Source organism: Streptomyces sp. NBC_01264 (assembly GCF_026340675.1).
In the GTDB taxonomy this organism is placed as follows: Bacteria; Actinomycetota; Actinomycetes; order Streptomycetales; family Streptomycetaceae; genus Streptomyces.
The window spans coordinates 6,965,464-6,984,686 of sequence record NZ_JAPEOX010000001.1; the positions used below are offsets into that span (position 1 = coordinate 6,965,464).

General features: G+C 73.4%; 15 protein-coding genes. 5 read left to right on the forward strand and 10 right to left on the reverse strand.

Going from position 1 to position 19,223, the window contains the following annotated elements:
- Positions 1-68: 68 nt before the first annotated feature.
- The 6 genes from OG435_RS50400 to OG435_RS32585 all read right to left on the reverse strand — a co-directional run bounded on the left by OG435_RS50400 (position 69) and on the right by OG435_RS32585 (position 5,403).
- On the reverse strand, positions 69-155 hold the full coding sequence (locus tag OG435_RS50400; RefSeq protein WP_311318651.1) for a putative leader peptide: 87 nt from the start codon (positions 153-155) through the stop codon (positions 69-71).
- Positions 156-202: 47 nt separating this feature from the next.
- Complete coding sequence (locus OG435_RS32565; protein WP_266881453.1) at positions 203-1,786, reverse strand: FAD-dependent monooxygenase; 1,584 nt, start codon at positions 1,784-1,786, stop codon at positions 203-205.
- A gap of 212 nt (positions 1,787-1,998) precedes the next feature.
- Positions 1,999-2,877, reverse strand: a complete 879-nt coding sequence (locus tag OG435_RS32570; RefSeq protein ID WP_266881454.1) for an amino acid ABC transporter permease — start codon at positions 2,875-2,877, stop codon at positions 1,999-2,001.
- The gene (locus OG435_RS32575) at positions 2,874-3,548 is read right to left on the reverse strand and encodes an amino acid ABC transporter permease (RefSeq protein WP_266881455.1); all 675 of its coding nucleotides are present in this window, start codon (positions 3,546-3,548) and stop codon (positions 2,874-2,876) included. Before OG435_RS32575 ends, OG435_RS32570 begins: the two co-directional genes overlap by 4 nt.
- Before the next feature lie 116 nt (positions 3,549-3,664).
- Positions 3,665-4,519: a glutamate ABC transporter substrate-binding protein gene (locus OG435_RS32580; protein WP_266881456.1), complete on the reverse strand. Its 855-nt coding sequence runs from the start codon at positions 4,517-4,519 to the stop codon at positions 3,665-3,667.
- 98 nt (positions 4,520-4,617) lie between these two features.
- The gene (locus tag OG435_RS32585) at positions 4,618-5,403 is read right to left on the reverse strand and encodes an amino acid ABC transporter ATP-binding protein (RefSeq protein ID WP_323187928.1); all 786 of its coding nucleotides are present in this window, start codon (positions 5,401-5,403) and stop codon (positions 4,618-4,620) included.
- 303 nt (positions 5,404-5,706) lie between these two features.
- Between OG435_RS32585 and OG435_RS32590 the strand changes: the two genes are divergently transcribed.
- Together OG435_RS32590 and OG435_RS32595 are read left to right on the forward strand one after the other, a co-directional pair.
- Complete coding sequence (locus OG435_RS32590; protein ID WP_266881457.1) at positions 5,707-6,468, forward strand: response regulator transcription factor; 762 nt, start codon at positions 5,707-5,709, stop codon at positions 6,466-6,468.
- Positions 6,469-6,480: 12 nt separating this feature from the next.
- Positions 6,481-7,899, forward strand: coding sequence for a sensor histidine kinase (locus OG435_RS32595; RefSeq protein ID WP_266881458.1), 1,419 nt, complete (start codon positions 6,481-6,483; stop codon positions 7,897-7,899).
- Here OG435_RS32595 and OG435_RS32600 read toward each other — a convergent pair.
- From OG435_RS32600 to OG435_RS32610, 3 genes are all read right to left on the reverse strand, one after another.
- Complete coding sequence (locus tag OG435_RS32600; protein ID WP_430625733.1) at positions 7,821-9,752, reverse strand: endo-beta-N-acetylglucosaminidase; 1,932 nt, start codon at positions 9,750-9,752, stop codon at positions 7,821-7,823. The genes OG435_RS32595 and OG435_RS32600 overlap by 79 nt on opposite strands.
- A gap of 34 nt (positions 9,753-9,786) precedes the next feature.
- Positions 9,787-9,996, reverse strand: coding sequence for a hypothetical protein (locus tag OG435_RS32605; RefSeq protein ID WP_266881459.1), 210 nt, complete (start codon positions 9,994-9,996; stop codon positions 9,787-9,789).
- Between the two features lie 83 nt (positions 9,997-10,079).
- Positions 10,080-11,366, reverse strand: a complete 1,287-nt coding sequence (locus tag OG435_RS32610; RefSeq protein ID WP_266881460.1) for a glycoside hydrolase 5 family protein — start codon at positions 11,364-11,366, stop codon at positions 10,080-10,082.
- Positions 11,367-11,614: 248 nt separating this feature from the next.
- On the opposite strand from OG435_RS32610, the gene OG435_RS32615 reads away from it, so the two are divergent.
- The 3 genes from OG435_RS32615 to OG435_RS32625 all read left to right on the forward strand — a co-directional run bounded on the left by OG435_RS32615 (position 11,615) and on the right by OG435_RS32625 (position 18,123).
- Positions 11,615-15,952 carry an NEW3 domain-containing protein gene (locus tag OG435_RS32615; RefSeq protein ID WP_266881461.1) on the forward strand — a complete coding sequence of 1,446 codons (4,338 nt, stop codon included), beginning with the start codon at positions 11,615-11,617 and terminating at the stop codon, positions 15,950-15,952.
- 8 nt (positions 15,953-15,960) lie between these two features.
- Positions 15,961-17,100, forward strand: coding sequence for a LacI family DNA-binding transcriptional regulator (locus OG435_RS32620; RefSeq protein ID WP_266881462.1), 1,140 nt, complete (start codon positions 15,961-15,963; stop codon positions 17,098-17,100).
- A gap of 105 nt (positions 17,101-17,205) precedes the next feature.
- On the forward strand, positions 17,206-18,123 hold the full coding sequence (locus OG435_RS32625) for an ROK family protein (protein WP_266882291.1): 918 nt from the start codon (positions 17,206-17,208) through the stop codon (positions 18,121-18,123).
- A 22-nt stretch (positions 18,124-18,145) separates the two neighbouring features.
- On the opposite strand, the gene OG435_RS32630 is transcribed toward OG435_RS32625, so the two are convergent.
- A complete protein-coding gene (locus OG435_RS32630) occupies positions 18,146-19,141 on the reverse strand; it encodes a TAXI family TRAP transporter solute-binding subunit (protein WP_266881463.1) in 996 nt (331 codons plus the stop codon).
- Positions 19,142-19,223: the final 82 nt, after the last annotated feature.

The following is a 19,223-nucleotide window of genomic DNA, read 5'->3' on the forward strand; positions in this document are numbered from 1 at the left end:
GTGACCGTCCTGGGGGTTCGCGAGAGCGCGCGCCACAACCGCATGGGGGCGTGCGAGGGAAGGGCGAATCAGCAGGAAGGACGACATACGCAGCCCGCGTAGCGGAGCAGGTCCATATGGACCCTCCGCCACAGGCGTACGTCGTTGCCGGTCATGTCCGCGAGTGAAGCACGACTCGGCCGGAGGGTCAATCGATCATCGCTCAATCGACTACGGGTGCGGCGGCGGGCAAAGCCCTGGGCGCCGGTGCCGGGGTGGCTCCGGGCGCGCCGTGCCGGACCGCGTCCGCGGCCTCGTACAGCTCGGCCGGGTGGACCCCGGCGAACGTGGCCGCGAGATGCCCGTCCGGTCGTACGAGGAGCACGGTGTGCGCCGCCGCCCCCGGGTAGCCGTCCGCCACGAGCAGCTCCGCCCGGACCGGCAGCGCGGAGACCGCCGCCGCGAGGCGGGGCATCAGGCCGGCGCCCACCCAGTGCCGCCGGTCCCAGACCCCGGTGCCCGGGGCGACGAGGACGACGAGCAGCCGGCCCCGGCCCAACTGGTCGCGCAGCGGCACCGTCGAGCCGTCCGGCGCGGTCACCGGGACGTTCTCGACGGGCCCGCCCGGCTCGGTGGCGGTGGGCACGTCGTGGACGGCCACGGGCGGGGCGTACACCGGCTCCGCGCCGAGCGGGCCGCGGCCCAGATGGCCGTCGGTCAGGAGCACTTCGGCGGCCCGCGAGGCTCCGGGGAGGTACGCGCGCAGTCCGCCCCCGGTGCGCAGGACGGGCATGGCCTGGTCGGCGGCGCGCAGCCGGGCGGCCACCGCCCTGCGGCGCTCGGCCTCGTAACTGTCGAGGAGTTCCTCCGAGGCCCCCTGGTGCCAGGCGAGGGAGAGCTTCCAGGCGAGGTTCTCCGCGTCCCGGAGCCCCTCCTCCACGCCCTGGGTGCCGAGCGCGCCGAGCAGGTGCGCGGCGTCCCCGGCGAGGAAGCAGCGGCCGTCGCGCCAGCGCCGGGCGAGCCGGTGGTGCAAGGTGTGGACCCCGGTGTCGAGGAGCTCGTACGGGGGAGTCGTGCCCCCGCACCACAGCGCGAGGCTGTCGCGGATCCGGGTCACCAGCGCGTCGGGGGTGACGAGGTCGCCGCGCGCCGGGAGCAGCCAGTCCAGCCGGTACGCCCCGTCGGCCAACGGCCGTGCGGTGACTTCGTCGGGCGGGCTCCGGTGCAGCAACGCCTCCCCGGGCCAGGGCAGTTCGGTGCGCAGGGCGGCCACGGCGTGCCGCTCCACGGCGGTGCGGCCGGGGAAGCGGATGCCGAGCAGCTTGCGCACGGTGGAGCGGGCCCCGTCGCAGCCGACCAGGTGGCTCCCGCGCCACCACGTGGTCTCCGCGCCCCGGGTGTGGGCGGTGACCCCGCGGCCGTCCTGCTCCAGGGCGTCGAGTTTGCTCTCGGTGACTAGCTGGACCAGGGGGTGCGCGGCGGCGGCGTCGCGCAGCCCGCGGGTCAGGGCGTGCTGGGGCAGGTGGATCGGGGCCGGCCCGTCCTCGAAGGTGATCCGCTGCGACACGCGGCCACCCCGCATGGTGCGCCACGCGACGAAGTACGCTCCCTCGTCGCGCAGGGTCGTACAGCCCAGCCGGTGCACCATCGCGGCGGTGCCGGCGTGCAGGGCGACGGTACGGGCGGGGCGGAGCTCGTCCTTGCCGGACCCCTCGTCGAGCACGACGCAGGGCACGCCCTGGCCGGCCAGGGCGAGGGACAGGGACAGCCCGACGGGCCCCGCGCCGACGACGATCACCGGGTCCATGATGTGGCTCCCGATGTCCGGTATGTGATCACAGAACGTATGCAACCCACTGGAGGTGCCTGCGTCAAGTGACGCCGGGCCGGACAATGCCGAGTGGTGCGACGGATGAGTTCCGCCGCACCACACGTGTCCCGCAAGTGTACTGACCGGCTGTCAGGCCGGGTGCCGGACGTGGGTCCGAGCAGATGTCCGATGTTCCGCCGGGGGTCCGGTCAGGCGGCGCCGCCCGCGTTCTGGCCCGCGTCGAACTGACTGACCGGCACCATCGCGCCGGTGCTCCGCTTCGACTTCCGCAGCCGGCCCTCCATCCAGGAGGCGAAGGTGGTGAGGGCGAAGTTCACCGCGATGTAGATCGCCGCGATCACGATCAGGGTCGGGATGATGTTGCTGTAGTTCGCCGAGATCTGCCGGTACGTGGACAGCAGTTCGGCGAGGCCCAGCACGGCGCCGCCGATCGCGGTGTCCTTGAGGACCACCACGAGCTGGCTGACCAGCGCCGGCAGCATCGCGGTCACCGCCTGCGGGATCAGGACGTTGGTCATGACCTGGCCCTTGCGCATGCCGATCGCCTTCGCGGCGTCGGTCTGGCCCCTCGGCAGCGACTCGACGCCGGCCCGGACGATCTCGGCGATGACCGCGGAGTTGTAGAGGACCAGCCCGGTGATCACGGCGTACAGCGGCCGCACCGCGGAGTCCACGCCGGTGTACTGCACGTAGAAGGCGGAGCCGAAGAGCATCAGCATCAGCACCGGGATGGCGCGGAAGAACTCGACCCAGGCGCCCACGATGCTGCGGACCCACGTGTGGTCGGAGAGCCGGCCGATGCCGAGCAGGGCGCCGAGCGGCAGGGCGATCACCATGGAGATGGCGCCGGCCCGCAGGGTCTCGCCGAGTCCCGGGAGCAGGAACGTCGTCCACACCTGGCCCTCGACGAAAGGGCTCCACTTGTCGGCGTCGAGCTGGTTCTGGTCCGCGAGGGAGGACAGCACCCACCACGCGAGGGCGGCGGCCGCCACGAGGAAGACGCCGCTGTAGATCCAGTTGCGGGCCTTGGCCCGGGGGCCGGGGGTGTCGTACAGCACCGAGGTCATCGCTTCACCGCCACGCGCTTGGCCACCCAGCCCAGGAGCAGGCCGGTGGGCAGGGTCAGAAGGACGAATCCGAGGGCGAAGACGCCGAAGACGGCGAAGAGGTCCTGCGGCTCGTTCTCGACCACCTCCTTCATCAGCAGCGCCGCCTCGGCCACACCGATCGCCGCCGCCACCGTGGTGTTCTTGGTGAGGGCGATCAGCACGTTGGCGAGCGGTGCGACGACCGCGCGGAAGGCCTGGGGGAGCACGATCAGGGTGAGCGTCTGGAGGAAGCTCATGCCCAGGGCGCGGGAGGCCTCGGCCTGGCCGACCGGGACCGTGTTGATGCCGGAGCGGATCGCCTCGCAGACGAAGGTGCCGGTGTAGGCGATGAACCCGAGGACCGCGAGCCGGAAGCCGATCTCCTTGAAGGTGCCGCCGCCGAGCGTGACGCCGAGGGTCTGGCTGAGGCCCAGCGAACAGCCGAGGATCAGCACGGTCAGCGGGGTGTTGCGCACGAGGTTGACGTACGCGGTGCCGAAGCCCCGCATCAGCGGGACCGGACTGACCCGCATCCCGGCCAGTACGGTGCCCCAGATCAGGGACCCGACGGCCGAGTAGAGGGTGAGCTGAACCGTCACCCAGAAGGCTCCGAGCACGTCGTACTGCCCGGAATCAAGAAAATCGAACACGATGGCCTGCGCTCTCCCCAGGATGGCCAGGTTGGCCGGTGGGGCACGGCGCCGCCCGCGGCAGGCGGGCGGCGACGCTCCTCACCGATGGATCGGCCGGCGGACCGGCCGCCGGGTCAGCTGCCTTCGGTGACCGCGGGGGCCGGCTCGGCCTTGTAGCCGGACGGACCGAAGTTCTTCTCGACGGCCTTGGCCCAGGCGCCGTCCGCCTCCATCTTCTTGATGGCGGCGTTGACCTTGGTCTGAAGCTCCTTGTCGCCCTTCTTCAGACCGATGCCGTAGTTCTCGTTGCTCAGGCTCAGCCCGACCAGCTTGAACTTGCCCTTGTTCTTGTCCTGCGCCGCGTAGCCGGCCAGGATCGAGTTGTCCGTGGTCAGGGCGTCGACCTTCTTGTTCTCCAGGCCGGTCAGGCACTCGGAGTAGCCGCCCAGCTCCAGGAGGTCGGCCTCGGGGGCCAGCTTGGTCTTGACGTTCTGCGCCGACGTGGAGCCGGTGACCGAGCAGAGCTTCTTCTTGTTCAGGTCCTCGGCCTTGGTGATCGAGGTGTCGTCGGCGCGGACCAGCAGGTCCTGGTGCGCGAGGAAGTACGGGCCGGCGAAGTCGACCTTCGCCTTGCGCTTGTCGTTGATCGAGTAGCTCGCCACGACCAGCTTCACGTCGCCGTTGGCGATCAGGTTCTCGCGCTCGGCGCTGACGGCCTGCTTGAACTCGATCTGCTCGGGCGTGTAGCCGAGCTCCTTGGCCACGTACGTCGCCACGTCCACGTCGAAGCCCGTGAACTTGCCGTCGGGGGTCTTAAGGCCCACACCCGGCTGGTCGAACTTGATGCCGATGACGATCTTGTCCTTCTTGGCACCGGCCGAGGAGCTGGCGTCACCCGCGGGCTTGTCGCTGTCGCCGCCACAGGCGGTCGCGGTCAGGGCGAGAGCAACGGCGATGGCGGCGGCCGCGCCGACCTTGGAGAGCTTCATGGTGGACTTCCCTCGAAGTGAGACGTGAGACGGGAGAAAGACGTGAAGTGAGACTGCTGGACGACGATCCGTCACCGGATCACTACCAGATGCGAAGCTCAGTGGTGCAGGATCTTCGAGAGGAAGTCCTTGGCGCGGTCGCTCCGCGGGTTGCTGAAGAACTGCTCGGGCGTGGCCTCTTCGACGATCTTCCCGTCGGCCATGAAGACGACGCGGTTCGCGGCGGAGCGGGCGAAGCCCATCTCGTGCGTGACGACGACCATGGTCATCCCCTCCCGGGCGAGCTGCTGCATGACCTCCAGCACCTCGTTGATCATCTCCGGGTCGAGGGCCGAGGTCGGCTCGTCGAAGAGCATCACCTTCGGGTCCATCGCCAGGGCACGGGCGATCGCCACGCGCTGCTGCTGGCCGCCCGAGAGCTGCGCCGGGTACTTGTCGGCCTGCGAGCCGACACCCACCCGGTCGAGGAGGGACTTCGCCTTCTCCATCGCCGCCGCCGAGTCCGACTTGCGGACCTTGAGCTGGCCCAGCATCACGTTCTGCAGCACCGTCTTGTGCGCGAAGAGGTTGAACGACTGGAAGACCATGCCCACATCGGCGCGCAGCTTCGCCAGCGCCTTGCCCTCGGCGGGCAGTTGCTTCCCGTCGACGGTGATGCTGCCCGAATCGATGGTCTCCAGGCGGTTGATGGTCCGGCACAGCGTGGACTTGCCCGACCCCGAAGGGCCGATCACGACGACGACCTCACCGCGGGCAATGCTCAGATCGATGTCCTGAAGCACGTGCAGCGCGCCGAAGTGCTTGTTGACGTTGCTCAGCACGACCAGGTCGTCCGCGGCACCGGCCGCGTCCTGCACGTCCTTGGTCACTGATACTCCGCTCATCGGCTTGTGGCTCCGTCCTCCTCGGTTGGGAGGACAGTAGTGACGTGGCGCGCACAGCGTCAGTACATCTGAGGGAGAATTGAGCATAACGATCCGGCCTCGCGCCGATACGCTCCGTACGCGCGGGTGCCCGGCACCCGCCGCGGCCGTACCGGGTGCATAACGGAACCCCCGACGGACCGGAACCGTCTTGACGTGGGAGTCCGCATCGGCGTGGATGCTTGGTGGCCCATGATGGCCACCGAGCGAACGCGAAGCGATCACGAAGCGATCAAGAGATCAAGAGATGGAGAGGGGGACGACATGAGACTTCTGCTCGTCGAGGACGACGACCACGTCGCCGCCGCCCTGTCCGCGATCCTCGCCCGGCACGGCTTCAAGGTCACCCATGCCCGCAGCGGTGAGGAGGCCCTCCAGGCCCTGCTGACGGCGGGCGCCCCGCCCCAGGCCTCCCCGTACGGGGTGATCCTGCTCGACCTCGGGCTGCCCGACCAGGACGGGTACGAGGTGTGCGGCAAGATCCGCAAGCGCACCAGCACGCCCGTCATCATGGTCACCGCGCGGGCCGACGTGCGCTCCCGCATCCACGGACTCAACATGGGCGCCGACGACTACGTCACCAAGCCCTACGACACCGGCGAACTCCTCGCCCGCATCCACGCGGTGGCCCGCCGTACCGGCGTCTCCGAGGAGAGCGCCGCCGCCGGCCCTGCGGGTACGCCCGGCGTGGTCCGGCTCGGGAGCGTCGGCATCGAGCTGCCCACCCGCCGGGTCAGTGTGGACGGCGTCGACGTGGCGCTCACCCGCAAGGAGTTCGACCTGCTGGCCCTGCTCGCGCAGCGCCCCGGCGTGGTCTTCCGGCGCGAGCAGATCATCAGCGAGGTCTGGCGCACCAGTTGGGAAGGCACCGGCAGGACGCTGGAGGTGCACGTGGCCTCGCTGCGGTCCAAGCTGCGCATGCCGGCGCTCATCGAGACCGTCCGCGGCGTGGGGTACCGGCTCGTCGTACCGCCCGCCCCGGCGGCCCCCGCCCCGCCCGCCGCCTCCGTTCCGCCCGCCGTCTAGCGGCCACCCGTCGTGCGCGCCCGTCTGCTCCCGCTGCTCGTCGTCCTCATGGCGGGCGTCTTGCTCGCCCTCGGCTTCCCGCTCGCGGTGGCCCTGGCCGCGGGGCAGCAGCAGCGGGTGGTCGTCGACCGGATCGACGACAGCGCCCGCTTCGCCGCGCTCGCCCAGTTCGTCATCGACGCCGAGGGCTCGAAGTCCAGCGGGGCCGACGAGCGCCTCGAAACCCTCAAGCAGGAACTGGCCCGCTACCAGGACCTGTACGGGATCCGCGCCGGCATCTTCCGCCGGGACGGCAACGCCATCGCCCGCTCCTCCCAGGGGTGGACGGTGCCGGAGGAGGGGGAGGGCCGCAAGGCCTTCAGGGAGGCGCTCGCCGGACGCCGCAGCCACGACCCCGGCCAGGTGTGGCCCTGGCAGGCCGACGGCATACTCCTCGTCGCCTCCCCGGTCGTCCTCGACGGGGACGTGGTCGCCGTCGTCGCCACCGAGTCGCCCACCGGCCAGATGCGTTCCGCGACCCTGCGGGGCTGGCTGCTCATCGTCGCCGGACTCAGCGCGGCCATGCTCGTGGCCTTCGGCGCCGCCCTGCGGCTGACCAGCTGGGTGCTCAAGCCCGTGCAGACCCTGGACGCCGCCGCCCACGGCATCGCCACCGGGCGGATGAACTCCCGCGTCGCCGCGGGCGGCGGCCCCCCGGAGCTCAGGCGCCTGGCCCGCTCGTTCAACGAGATGGCCGACAACGTCGAAGAGGTACTGGAACAGCAGCGGGCCTTCGTCGCCGACGCCTCCCACCAGCTGCGCAACCCGCTCGCCGCGCTGCTCCTGCGGATCGAGCTGCTCGCCCTCGAACTGCCCGAGGGCAACGAGGAGATCGCCTCGGTGCGGACCGAGGGGAAGCGCCTGACCCAGGTCCTGGACGACCTGCTCGACCTGGCCCTGGCCGAGCACGCCGCCGCCGAGATCAGCCTGACGGACATCGCGGGGCTGGCCGCCGAGCGGGTGACCGCCTGGCGCCCGTTCGCCGAGGAGAAGGGCGTGCGGCTCACCGGGACGGGGCGGAGCGCCGCCACCGGCTGGGCCGACCCGATCGCGCTCTCCAGCGCGCTCGACGCCGTCATCGACAACGCCCTCAAGTTCACTCCCGAGGGCGAGGACGTCGAAGTGGCGCTCTCCGTGGAGGGCGACCGGGTGCTGATCGTGGTCGCCGACCGCGGTCCCGGGCTCACCGAGGAGGAGCTGCTGCGGATCGGGGACCGGTTCTGGCGCAGCGGACGCCACCAGAACGTCAAGGGCTCCGGGCTCGGCCTCTCCATCGCCCGCATCCTGCTCGGTGCGGGCGGCGGGTCCCTCTCCTACGGGAAGAACCCGCCGCACGGGCTGCGCGTGACCCTGGCCGTCCCGCGCACCGATCCCACCGCCCAGCCCGAATGAACCGCCCGCTTCAGGTGTCCCTCCAGGACTGCGCGGTCGTCATGCATCAGTGGGATCCGGTCCAGGTCAGAGTGGTGCGGGCGGGGTCGGAGACGGCGTACAGCTCGTCGACGGCCCGGATCTCGAAGACGGCCGCCCTCTCGCGGTCGACGGCCGGGAGGAACAGGGCGGTGCCGCAGGTGCCGCCGAGGAAGCGGCGGGCGCCGTCGGGCAGGACGCGGAACACCTCGTAGTGGCGGACGGGGCCGGCTGCCCGCTTCCATGACAGTCGTACGGCGGCCCTGCCGGACTGCTGGGCCGGACACGGCCGGTGTGCCCGGAGTCGCCGGGCGGGGCCGGGCGGCGGCCTCGCGTACCGTCACCGCGCCGAGTCGCCAGCGCACCGGCTCCTTCCCGCGTCGGGTGATCCGTACGGCCAGGGCGTGGGCGGTGGAGCCCGCCAGCTCCGACAGCCGGACCCTGGTCGTGCGCCAGCCCTGACCTGTCCCGAGCGCCTGCGCCTTCAGCCAGGTGTACGGGACCTCCTGCCCCGGGCCGGACGGCTCGCCGGTGGCCACGCCGAGCTCGACCGGGCCCGACTCGGTGCGGTGCACCAGCTCGGCGACGGCTGTGCCGGTCAGCGGCAGCCGGGTGGCGTGCAGTCCCACGGTCGCCGGGGCGGTGAGCCCGCCCGAGACGAGGAGGCTGGAGCCCCCGCGCCACGCCGTGGCGAAGTCGAGGGTGACCTCGGGGCGGGTCCCGGCGGTGTGCACGGCCCAGCGGCGGCCCGGGAGCCGGTCCTGGAGGCCGAGGTGGTTCCATCCGGTGTCGGAGACGGGCTCGCCGTGCTCGTACCAGCGTTCCCCATGACCGGTGTTGAAGGAGCAGGAGAAGGGCAGCGCGGTCACGGTGGACCGGTCGGCGACGACGGTGGCGGGGGCGCGCCAGATGTCCTCGGGGGAGGGCTGGGCCGGGTCCAGGGACTCGCCCGTCCAGAACCGGTCCTCGGCGCGGTGGAAGGCGCCGGGGGAGCGGTCCGAGAGGTGGTTGCGGGTCCACTCGGGCCGGTAGAAGCCGTAGGAGACGATGTGGCGGCTCCCGCGCGGGACGATCGCGTCCCAGTCCACCTCGGAGTTCCAGCCGTGGGACTCCGTGTCCACGGCCGCCCACAGCTCGTGGCGGCTGCGGCCGAGCCGGTCGGCGAGGTCGCCGGAGGCGGCGAGCTTCGCCACGGTCCAGCGGAAGTCCACGAACATCGTGTCGGCCACCTTGCCGCGGCGGTCCTCGTAGAACTCCTGGTTGAGCTCGTTCAGCGCGCCCTGCCAGCCGACTGCGCCCGTGGAGTTCATCGCGTCGTACCAGGTGATGGTCAGGCCGTGCGGGTCGCCGGCGGCGCGCAGGGCGCGCAGGAACCGCCGCATGCGGGCGGCGAGTTCGCTGTCGCCGCCCTCGGTCTCGGCGTTCACGAACCAGCCGTCGAACCCGTAGGCCCGCGCCACCTCCACCAGCTTCTCGGCGACCGGGAACCGGCCGAGGGAGTCCTGCTGGACCAGGTCGCGGGTCCACCGGAGGTCGCCGCCGTAGGGCACGGGCGGCAGGAACACGTTGCCCATCACGCGGACGCCGTTGCGGTGCGCGGCGTCGGTGACGGGCGCGTTCGGGGCGAGCACGATGCCCTCTCCGGCGGAGCCGCCCCAGAAGACGAGCTCGTCGATGTACGCCCAGTGGGTGAGGGCGTAGTAGTCGGCGGTGGGGGACCCCTGGGCCGGGTTGCCGGCCGTGTTCCCGAAGGAGACGAGCGAGGCGATACGGGCCTGGCCGGCGCGGGCCGTGGTGTTCGGCGGCACCGGGGTGAAGCGCTCCGCCAGCGGCACGGTGGCGGTGTTGTGGGCCAGATCGGGGTCGGACTCAGGGGTCCACCGCAGGAGGGAGCGCCAGGTGATCCCGGGACCCGGGGTCCCCGCGGGCAGCGAGTCGGGGAACCAGTACGAGGCGTACGGGGCGAGGTCCGCGGGGAGCCCGGCCGGGGCTGTGGCGGCTGGACAGGTGCGGGTCGGACGGGTGCGGGTCGGACGGGTGGGCGGTGCGAGGGTCGACGTCGTTGTCGATCTCGGACATGAGGGTTCTCCTCGGTAGCGGCCGGTGGGGCCGGGCGGGCCCGGTCGGGCCCCGGCGGCGCCGGTCGGGTCGGGTGGCGCCGGTCAGGTCCCGGTGGGGACGTCGGACACGTGCAGTACCTCGGTGATGCCGCGGGCGGCCAGGTGCTCCGGGTCCCCGGCCAGCTCCGCCAGGACCACCGCCGGTCGGACCCCTTGGGCGGTGAGCGCCGCCCAGGCCTCGAAGAACGCCCCGCCGGGGGCGCACACCGAGCGGTTCGGCGCGGACTCGGCGCCGCCGACGTCCACGGCGAGCGCGGTCGAGCGCACCGCCGGGCGGTGCTCGCGGCCCCGCCACTCCTCGGTGATCCGGGCGATCACCTCTCCGGCGGGCTTGGTCCGGCGGTCGTTGGTGAGCAGGCCGAGCCCGTACTCCAGCTCGGGGAAGTCCGCGAGCTCCCGGGACACGTCGTGCGAGCACCACCAGGTCACGCCCCACAGGCCGGTGCAGTCCAAGGCGCCCGCCACGGTCGCCTCGGTGAAGGAGGCGGCGTGCTCGGGCCGGATCAGCGGCGCGGGCGCGCCCACCTCCTGGAGCCAGACCAGCCGGTGCGGATCGCGGGCCCAGGCCTTGGACAGCTCGATCAGGTACGCGGCGTGGTGCTCGGTCGCCGTCCCGGTCCGGCCGTGGCGCTGCGCGGTGCCGTTGAACACCCACGAGTGCACGGCGGTCGCGGCGCCCAGCCGGGCCGCCTGGGCCACGGTGAAGGGGTGGCCGTCCTGATACCAGGCGGCGTCGTACTCGGCGTGCAGGTGCATGCGGCCCGGCGCGCCCGCCTCGCAGGCGGCGAGCATCCGCTCCAGCCAGTGCCCGGCCTGCTCCTGGGTGATGCGGTCGGGAGAGGGGTGCGGATCGTCGGAGAACTGGTTGATCTCGTTGCCGACCGTCATGCCCAGGAAGTTCGGCCGGTCGGCGAGGGCGGCGGCCAGGGTGCGCAGGTACTCCTCCTGCCCGGCGACGACCTGCGGATCGCTGAAGATGTTGCGCCGGTGCCAGGTGCCGGTCCACGCGGGCAGGAAGTCGAAGCTCGACAGGTGCCCCTGGAGCCCGTCCACGTTGACGTCGAGTCCGCGGTCGGCGGCCGCGTCGGCCAGTGCGACGAGCTGCTCGACGGCGCGCGGCCGGATCAGCGTCCGGTTCGGCTGGAACACCGGCCACAGCGGGAAGACCCGTACGTGGTCCAGGCCGAGGCCCGCGATCGAGTCGAGGTCGGCCTTGACCTCGTCGAGGTCGAAGTCGAGCCAGTGGTGGAACCAGCCGCGCGTCGGCGTGTAGTTGGCGCCGAAACGCAAGGGCCGGGCGGGTGCGGAGGCGGCGTTGCCGTCGTGCATGGAGGGTCCTGGAGTTCAGGGGGAATGCGCGGGATTCCCATAACCTGCCGCCTGTGCGGGGGATAAGTCAACAGGACTGTTATCTCCGAATGTCCCGACTTGGCGGGATGAAAGTCCTGACCTCCAGGGCTCTGGTACTTATGCGCTTCAGGTCAGTTGACAGAGGGGTTCCAGCCGCCGGAAGCTGAGCGCACTAATGCGGTTTAGTTGTTGATGTGCGGTGTTGTCACCCAAGGAAGTGTGCGGAAATGGACAGCGGAATTGCCGTCACGGCGGTCACCACCCCGGCCCTCTTCGCCGGCCCGCCGGAAACGCCCTCGCAGATCGTCCGGGTCCGCATCCGCAGGGCGCGCCCGGCCGGCCCCCTGCACGTGGCGGTGCACGGCGACGGCATCACCACCCCGCACCCGCGCATCGTGCGGGCCGACACGGCCGAGGCCTACGCCGGGACGGATGCCCGGGCGGATCTGGCGGGCTCCGGCCCGCGGCCCGTCCCGGAGTCCACCGTCGAGGTCGCCGTCCGCACCCCCGGCGCCGACCCCGGGACCGTCCTGCCCGCCACCGTCCGCGTCACCACCCCCGACGGGCGGCCGCTCGCGGAGCTGCCCTTCGACCTGGTCGTCGCCGAGCCCGGCTGGACCGTCCGGCTGGTCCCGCACTTCCACTACGACCCCATGTGGTGGAACACCCAGGCCGCCTACACCGCCCTGTGGGACGCCCCGTTGAAATCCGGCGAGGCCGAGCGCGGCTGGGAGTACACCGGCGTCCCGGCCTTCACCCTGATCCCGCTCCACCTCCAGCAGGCGCGCGAGGACCCGGCGTACCGCTTCGTGCTCTCCGAGGTCGACTACCTCAAGCCCTACTGGGACCTCCACTCCGCCGAACGCGCCGAGCTGCGCGCACTGATCGCCGAAGGCCGCGTGGAGATCGTCGGCGGCACCTACAACGAGCCCTCCACCAACCTCACCTCCGCCGAGACCACCATCCGCTCCGCCGTCCACGGCCTCGCCCTGCACCGCGGCACCCTCGGCGCCGACCCGCGCACCGCCTGGCAGCTCGACGTCTTCGGCCACGACCCCTCCTTCCCCGCCCTGATGGCCGGCGCGGGCCTCGACTCGGCCGTCCTCGCCCGCGGCCCCCACCACCAGTGGGGCCCGATGATGGACACCTGGGGCGACGCACTGCGCGCGCCCGCCGCCATGCAGCTGCCCGCCGAGTACGAGTGGATCGCCCCCGGCGGTGAGGGCCTGCTCCTGCACTACCTGCCCGCGCACTACTCCGCTGGCTGGTTCTCCCACCGGGCACCGGACGCGGAGTCCGCCGCGGAACAGCTGCTGGACCTGTACGAGCTGCTGCGCACCGCCGCCGCGACGAAGAACGTCCTGATTCCGATGGGCACCGACTTCTCCTGGCCGCACCGCTGGGGCCTGGACGTGCAGCACGCCTGGAACCGCCGCTACTGCTGGCCCCGCATGGAACACACCGGCCCGCGCGCCCACTTCGACGCCGTCCGCGCCGAACTCGCGGCACGCGGCGAGCAGCCGCTGCCGGTCACCCGGGAGATGGGCCCGGTCTACACCGGCAAGGACGTCACCTACAGCGATGTGAAACAGGCGCACCGGGCCGCCGAGAACCTCCTCGAACAGGCCGAGACCTTCGCCGCCCTCGCCTGCGCCGAAGGCCTGACCGACTACCCCGCCCGGACCCTGGCCAAGGCCTGGCGCCACCTGCTGCACGCCGCCCACCACGACGCCGTCACCGGGACCTTCTCCGACCAGGTGTACCTCGACCTGCTCCCGACCTGGCGCGAGGCGTACGAACTGGCCGACGGCGTACGGGAGGAGGCGCTCGGCGCACTCACCGCCGCGGCCGACACCCGTGGCCCCGGACCGCTCGCGGTCACCGTGCACAACCCGGTCTCGTGGACCCGTACCGACCTGGTCCGCACCCGCGTCGAGCTGGCGGCCCTCGGCCTCGCCGACGACCGTGACGTCCGCCTGATCACCGTCCTGGACGAGGCGGGCCGTGCGGCGCCCGTGCACGTCGAGGCCGTGGCCGGGGGAAGCGTCGAGCTGGCCTTCCTCGCCGAAGACGTGCCCTCGCTGGGCCACCGCACCTGGTGGCTCGCGGCGTCGGAGCTGCCCGTCTCGGGCGGGTGGGAGCCCGCGCCCGGGCACACCGCGCAGAACGAGTTCCTGCGCGCCGAAGCCGATCCCGCGCGCGGCGGGGGCCTGGCCCGGCTCCTGGACCTGCGCACCGGGCAGGAGGTCCTCACCCCGGGCGAGGTGGACGAGCTCGTGGTGCAGGAGGAGTACGACAAGCACCCCTCCTTCGAGGAGGGCCCCTGGCACCTGCTGCCCAAGGGGCCGGGCACCGGTTCGGGCGCCGGGCCCGCAGAGTCCTGCCGTGCGGAGCGCGGGCCGCTCGGTTCGCGCATCGTGGCCACCGGGCGCACCGGGCCCGTCCGCTGGACCCGGACCACCACCCTGTGGGACGGCCTGGACCGGGCGGAACTCACCACGACGGTGCACGCGTTCGAAGGCTCCGACCAGCTGCTGCGGCTGCGGATCCCGGCGGACGTGCCCGGGGCGCTGCCCGTCGCCGAGACGGCCGCCTCCGCGGTGGGGCGCGGGTTCGCCTTCCCCGAGGCGGACACCGGGGCCGACCACACCCGGGCCCCCTGGACCCTGGACAGCCCCTGCCTGAACTGGTTCGCGCTGTCGGCGCCGATGACCGGGCCGGGCGGCCGGGCCCTGGGCGCGGCGGAGATCGTCCTCCCGGACGTGGAGCCGCATGGCCGGTACAGCGCGCCGGGACTGCGGGAGCTGGTCACCGCCCTCGGCGCGTACGGGGTCACCGCGACCCCGACCCGGGCGGGCGGGCCGCGCTGGGGCGACCTGGCGGTGGACAGCAGCCTGCCCGACTTCCGCATCGCACTCGGCGGCCCCGAGGAGAACCCCTTCACGGCGGCGCTGCTGGAGTCGGCCGGTCCCGCCCGCGAGAACCTCCTGCGGGACCTACGGGAACACGGGCAGGTCTGGGTAGCGGCCCGAGCGGGGCTCCGCTCGCTCTGGAGCCCCGGCTGCGATCTGACGGGCCCGCGGGACCTGCCGGTCCTGGTCCACGCCGGACTCCCGGAGCAACTCGCCCGGGCCGTCGCCGCGTCGGGCCGGATCGACGCCCCGGCTCCGGCGGGCGCAGCCCCGGCTCCGGTGGACGCAGCGGGCGCGAACGAGGAGGCGTACCCACATGACGAGGCGTACCCGCACGGGACCGGGTACCCGCACGAGGAGCCGTACGCCGACCGCACCGTCGGGCTCCTGGTGCGCGGCACGCCCAGCTTCGCCGTCGACACGGCCGGGCGGCTGCACAGCACCCTGATGCGTTCCTGCACCGGCCGCCCGAGCGGGGAGTGGATGGACCCTCCGCGCCGTACCGCCCCCGACGGCAGCTCCTTCCAGCTCCAGCACTGGACCCACGTCTTCGAGCACGCGCTGGTCGCGGGCTCCGGCGACTGGCGGGCGGTGGACCTCTCGCGCCGCGGACGGGAGTTCAACAAGCCGCTCACCGCCGTCACGGCCGCCCCGGCCGAGGGGCCCCGGCCGCCCGCGCGCTCGCTGCTCGGCGTGGAGCCGGCCGACCGGGTGCTGATCGAGACGGTGAAGCGGGCCGAGGGCGCCGGCGCGAAGGGCGACCTCGCCGTCCGGCTGCGCGAGACCCACGGCCGCCCGGTGATGGCGGAGACCCTGTGGCCGACGGACCCGGCCGCCGAGGCCGATCTGCTGGACCGCCCCACCGGGTTCTTCGAGGGGCAGGTGCGGGGCGCCGCGACGACCACGCTCCTGCTGCTCACGGAATCCGGAATGCCGCTGCGGGAGGGCGAACGGGAGCCGCACCAGCCGGTGTTCAGCCGGTACTGGCTGCACAACACCGGGACGGCCCCGCTCGGCGACGCCCCGTACACGGTGACGTGTGACGGCATCCCCGCCGGGGCCGCGGTCACCCTCGCCGCCCACGGGCAGGCGGACGGCGGCCCCGTCGGGCTGGAGGTCCGGGCCCCGGAGGGCTGGACCAGCTCCTGGACCCGGCAGCGCGCCGAGCTCCCGGCCGGCGGTCACCTCTCCTTCCCGCTCACCGTGGAGCCCGCCGCCGGGGCGCGCCCCGGCGAACACCTGGTCCGCGTCCTCGCCACCACCCCGGCGGGCACCTTCGAGGACGTCCTGACCGTCACCGTCTCCGGCGGCCCGGCCGCCTCCCCGGCCGGGCTGTGGGTGGCCGCGCCGGAGCACGCGGTCACCGTCGCCCCCGGCGGGCGGACCCTCGTCCGGGCGCGGATCGGCTCCACCGGCATCCGCAGCACCCTGACGGGGCAGGCCTACGCCGTCTCCCCGTTCGGCACCTGGGAGCTGACGGCCCCCTCCGTCCGGCCCGTCGAGGTCCCGCCGGACGGCGGGACCGAGGCCGTCTTCGAGCTGCGGCCGCCGCTCGCCGCCCCCGCCGGGGAGTACTGGATCGTGGTCAAGGCGGTCTGCCAGGGCAGGATCGCGTACGGTCCGGCCATTGCCGTCCACGTCAGCGAGGGATGAGACAGGCCATGGCCCGCAGACCCACCATCAAGGACATCGCCCGCCAGGCCGGGGTGTCGGAGAGCGCCGTCTCCTTCGCCCTCAACGACCGGCCCGGGGTCTCCCAGGACACCCGCGCCCGGGTCCGGAGGGTCGCCGAGGAGCTCGGCTGGCAGCCCAACAGCGCCGCCCGGGCCCTCTCCGGGGAACAGTCCGGGGCCGTCGGCATGGTCCTCGCCCGGCCCGCGCACACCCTCGGCGTCGAGTCCTTCTTCCTCCAACTGGTCTCCGGCATCCAGGAGGTACTGGCCGCCGGCCGGATCGCCCTGCTCTTCCAGGTGGTCGAGGACCTCGACGCCGAATGCGCCGTCTACCGCCGCTGGTGGGCCGAGCGGCGGGTCGACGGGGTCGTCGTCGTGGACCCGAGGACCGACGACCCGCGCCCGGCCCTGCTCGAACAGCTCGCCCTGCCGGCCGTCACGGTGGGGGAGACGGGACCGGCCGCCGAATCCCCTGGCTGCCCCGACTCCGCCGACTCCGCCGACTCCGCCGACTCCGCCGACTCCCCCGGCTCCTCCGGTTCCGGGGCTCCCGGGGCCCCGGCCGCCCCCGCCGCGCTGTCCGCCGTCCGGGCCGACGACGCCGGCGCCATGGCGCAGGTGCTCGACCACCTGTACGGGCTCGGCCATCGCCGGATCGCGCACGTCGCGGGACTGCCCGGACTCGCCCACACCGAGCGCCGGATCGTCTCCCTGCGCGCGGAGGCCCTGCGGCTGGGCCTCGGACCGGGGCAGGTGCGCTCGGTCACCACCGACTACTCCGACGCCGAGGGCGCGGAGGCCACCCGGCGGATCCTCGCCGAGCCGGAGCCGCCGACCGCGATCGTCTACGACAACGACGTCATGGCGGTGGCCGGCGTGGCCGTCGCCTCCGAGCTGGGCATCCCGGTCCCCGGCGGGCTCTCCGTCGTCGCCTGGGACGACTCGGCGCTCTGCCGGGTCACCCGCCCGCGGCTCACCGCCCTGGTCCGCGACACCGCCGGCTTCGGCCGGCTCGCCGCCGAGGAACTCCTGGCCCTCCTCGCCGGGGGCCGGCCGAGGTCCCGCGAGAGCGAGCTGCCCAGGTTGGAGCCCCGCGAGAGTACGGCTCCACCGCCGGCCGCATACTGAAACCGACCCCAGTTCTGGAGCGCCACCGTGACCACTCCCACCCCCACCTCCGCCTTCCCCGCCCCGCGCGCCGGTGCACCGGCCGACTCCGGGCCGACGGTCGCGATCGACATCGGCGGTACGAAGATCGCCGGCGCGCTGGTGGACTCCGACGGCGCCATGACGGCCACCACCCGCCGGCCCACCCCGCGCGGGGCCGACGGGGACACCGTGTTCGCCGCCGTCGCCGACGTCGTCGCGGAGCTCGCGAAGTCCCCGCTGTGGCCCTCGGCCGTCCGGTGCGGGATCGGCAGCGCGGGCCCGGTGGACGCCGCGCTCGGGACGGTCAGCCCGGTCAACATCGGCGCCTGGCGGGGCTTCCCCGTCCAGGCCCGGGTGGAGGCCGAGCTCGCGCTGCACGGGGTCCGGATCCCGACGGTGCTGGCCGGCGACGGCGTGGCGATGACCGCCGCCGAGCACTGGCTGGGCGCCGCCCGCGGGCACGCCAACGCGCTCTGCATGGTGGTCTCCACCGGCGTCGGCGGCGGACTCGTCCTGAACAACCAGCTGCACCCGGGCCCCACCGGTAACGCGGGGCACATCGGCCACATCAGCGTCGCCTTCGACGGGGAGCCCTGCGCGTGCGGAGGCCGCGGCTGTGTGGAGTCCCTCGCCTCCGGCACCGCCATCGCGGCCTGGGCCCTGGCCCAGGGATGGGTCCCGGCCGGGGACGCCACCGCCGCCGGGGTGGCCGCCGCCGCTGCCGCGGGCGATCCCGTCGCGCTGGCCGCCTTCGACCGCGCGGGCCGGGCGCTGGCCGCAGCCATCGCGGCCACCGCCACCCTCGTCGAGACCGACATCGCCGTCATCGGAGGCGGTGTCGCCGCCTGCGGGGACACCCTCTTCGGGCCGGTCCGGGAGCACCTGGCCTCGTACGCGACCCTGTCCTTCGTCAAGGACCTCCAGGTCGTCCCGGCGACGCTGGGCACCCACGCGGGCCTGATCGGGGCCGCCGCCGCGGCGACGATGCTGCTGCGCTCCTGAGCGCGGTGGGCCGGGTCCTGCTTCAGGGCTTGACGGAGCGGTAGTAACGGGCCGCGCCCTCGTGCAGTTGCAGGGGATCCGTGTAGATCGCCGTCCGCAGGTCCACCAGCTGGGCGGCGTGCACCTCGGCCCCGATGCCGTCCCGGCTGTCGATGACCGTGCGCGTGAACTGCTCCGTCAGCTCGGCGCCCGTGTCGTCCCGCGTCACCAGCAGGTTCGGCACGGCGACGGTGGACACCGCCGTGTTGCCGCGGGCGCGGTCGTAGGCGTCCTGCGGCATCACCGCCGCCCGGTAGTACCGCGCGGGGCTGCCGCCGTCCTGGAGCGCCTCCACCAGGTCGCCGAGCTGCACGAGCCGGATGTCGAACCGCTCCGAAAGCTCCCGCACGGCGGTGGTGGGCAGTCCTCCCGACCAGAAGAAGGCGTCGATCCGGCCCGCCTCCAGCTCCGCCGGCACGGTGTCGATGCCGATGGCCACCTGGGTGACGTCCCGCGCCGGGTCCAGCCCCGCGGCCCTGAGCATCCGCTCGGAGATCAGCCGCACGCCCGAGCCCTCCTGGCCGACGGCGACCCGCTTGCCCCGCAGGTCCCGGGCGGACCGGACGGGCGAGCCGGCGGGGACCACGAGCTGGACGTAGTCGTCGTAGAGGCGGGCCAGGCCGCGCAGCCGCTGCGCTCCGGGCTTCTGGTCGACCTGGTACTTGGCCACCGCGTCGGCCGTCGCCACCGTGAAGTCGGCCTCGCCCGCGGCCACCCGCTGCAGGTTCTGCTGCGAACCCTCGCTCGTCTCCAGCCGGACCCGCACCCCGGGCACGTCCTTGGCCAGGGCCTTCTCCAGCAGCTGGCCGTAGCGGTGGTAGACCCCCTTCTGGACGCCGGTGCTGAGCGTGATCTCACCCGTGAGTTCGGGCCGGCCGAAGGGCCTCAGCCACCAGACGAGGGCGCAGAGCACCGCCAGGACGGCCACCAGGGCCCGCAGGGCACGGCGCCTGCTGATCCGGGGCGGTACGAGAGGCATGGCCGCGATCCTGCCACCGACCCGCCGTCCTGTCACGGCCCGCCCGGCCCCCGCCCCCTCGGCCGGCTCCGGACGGCGCCCG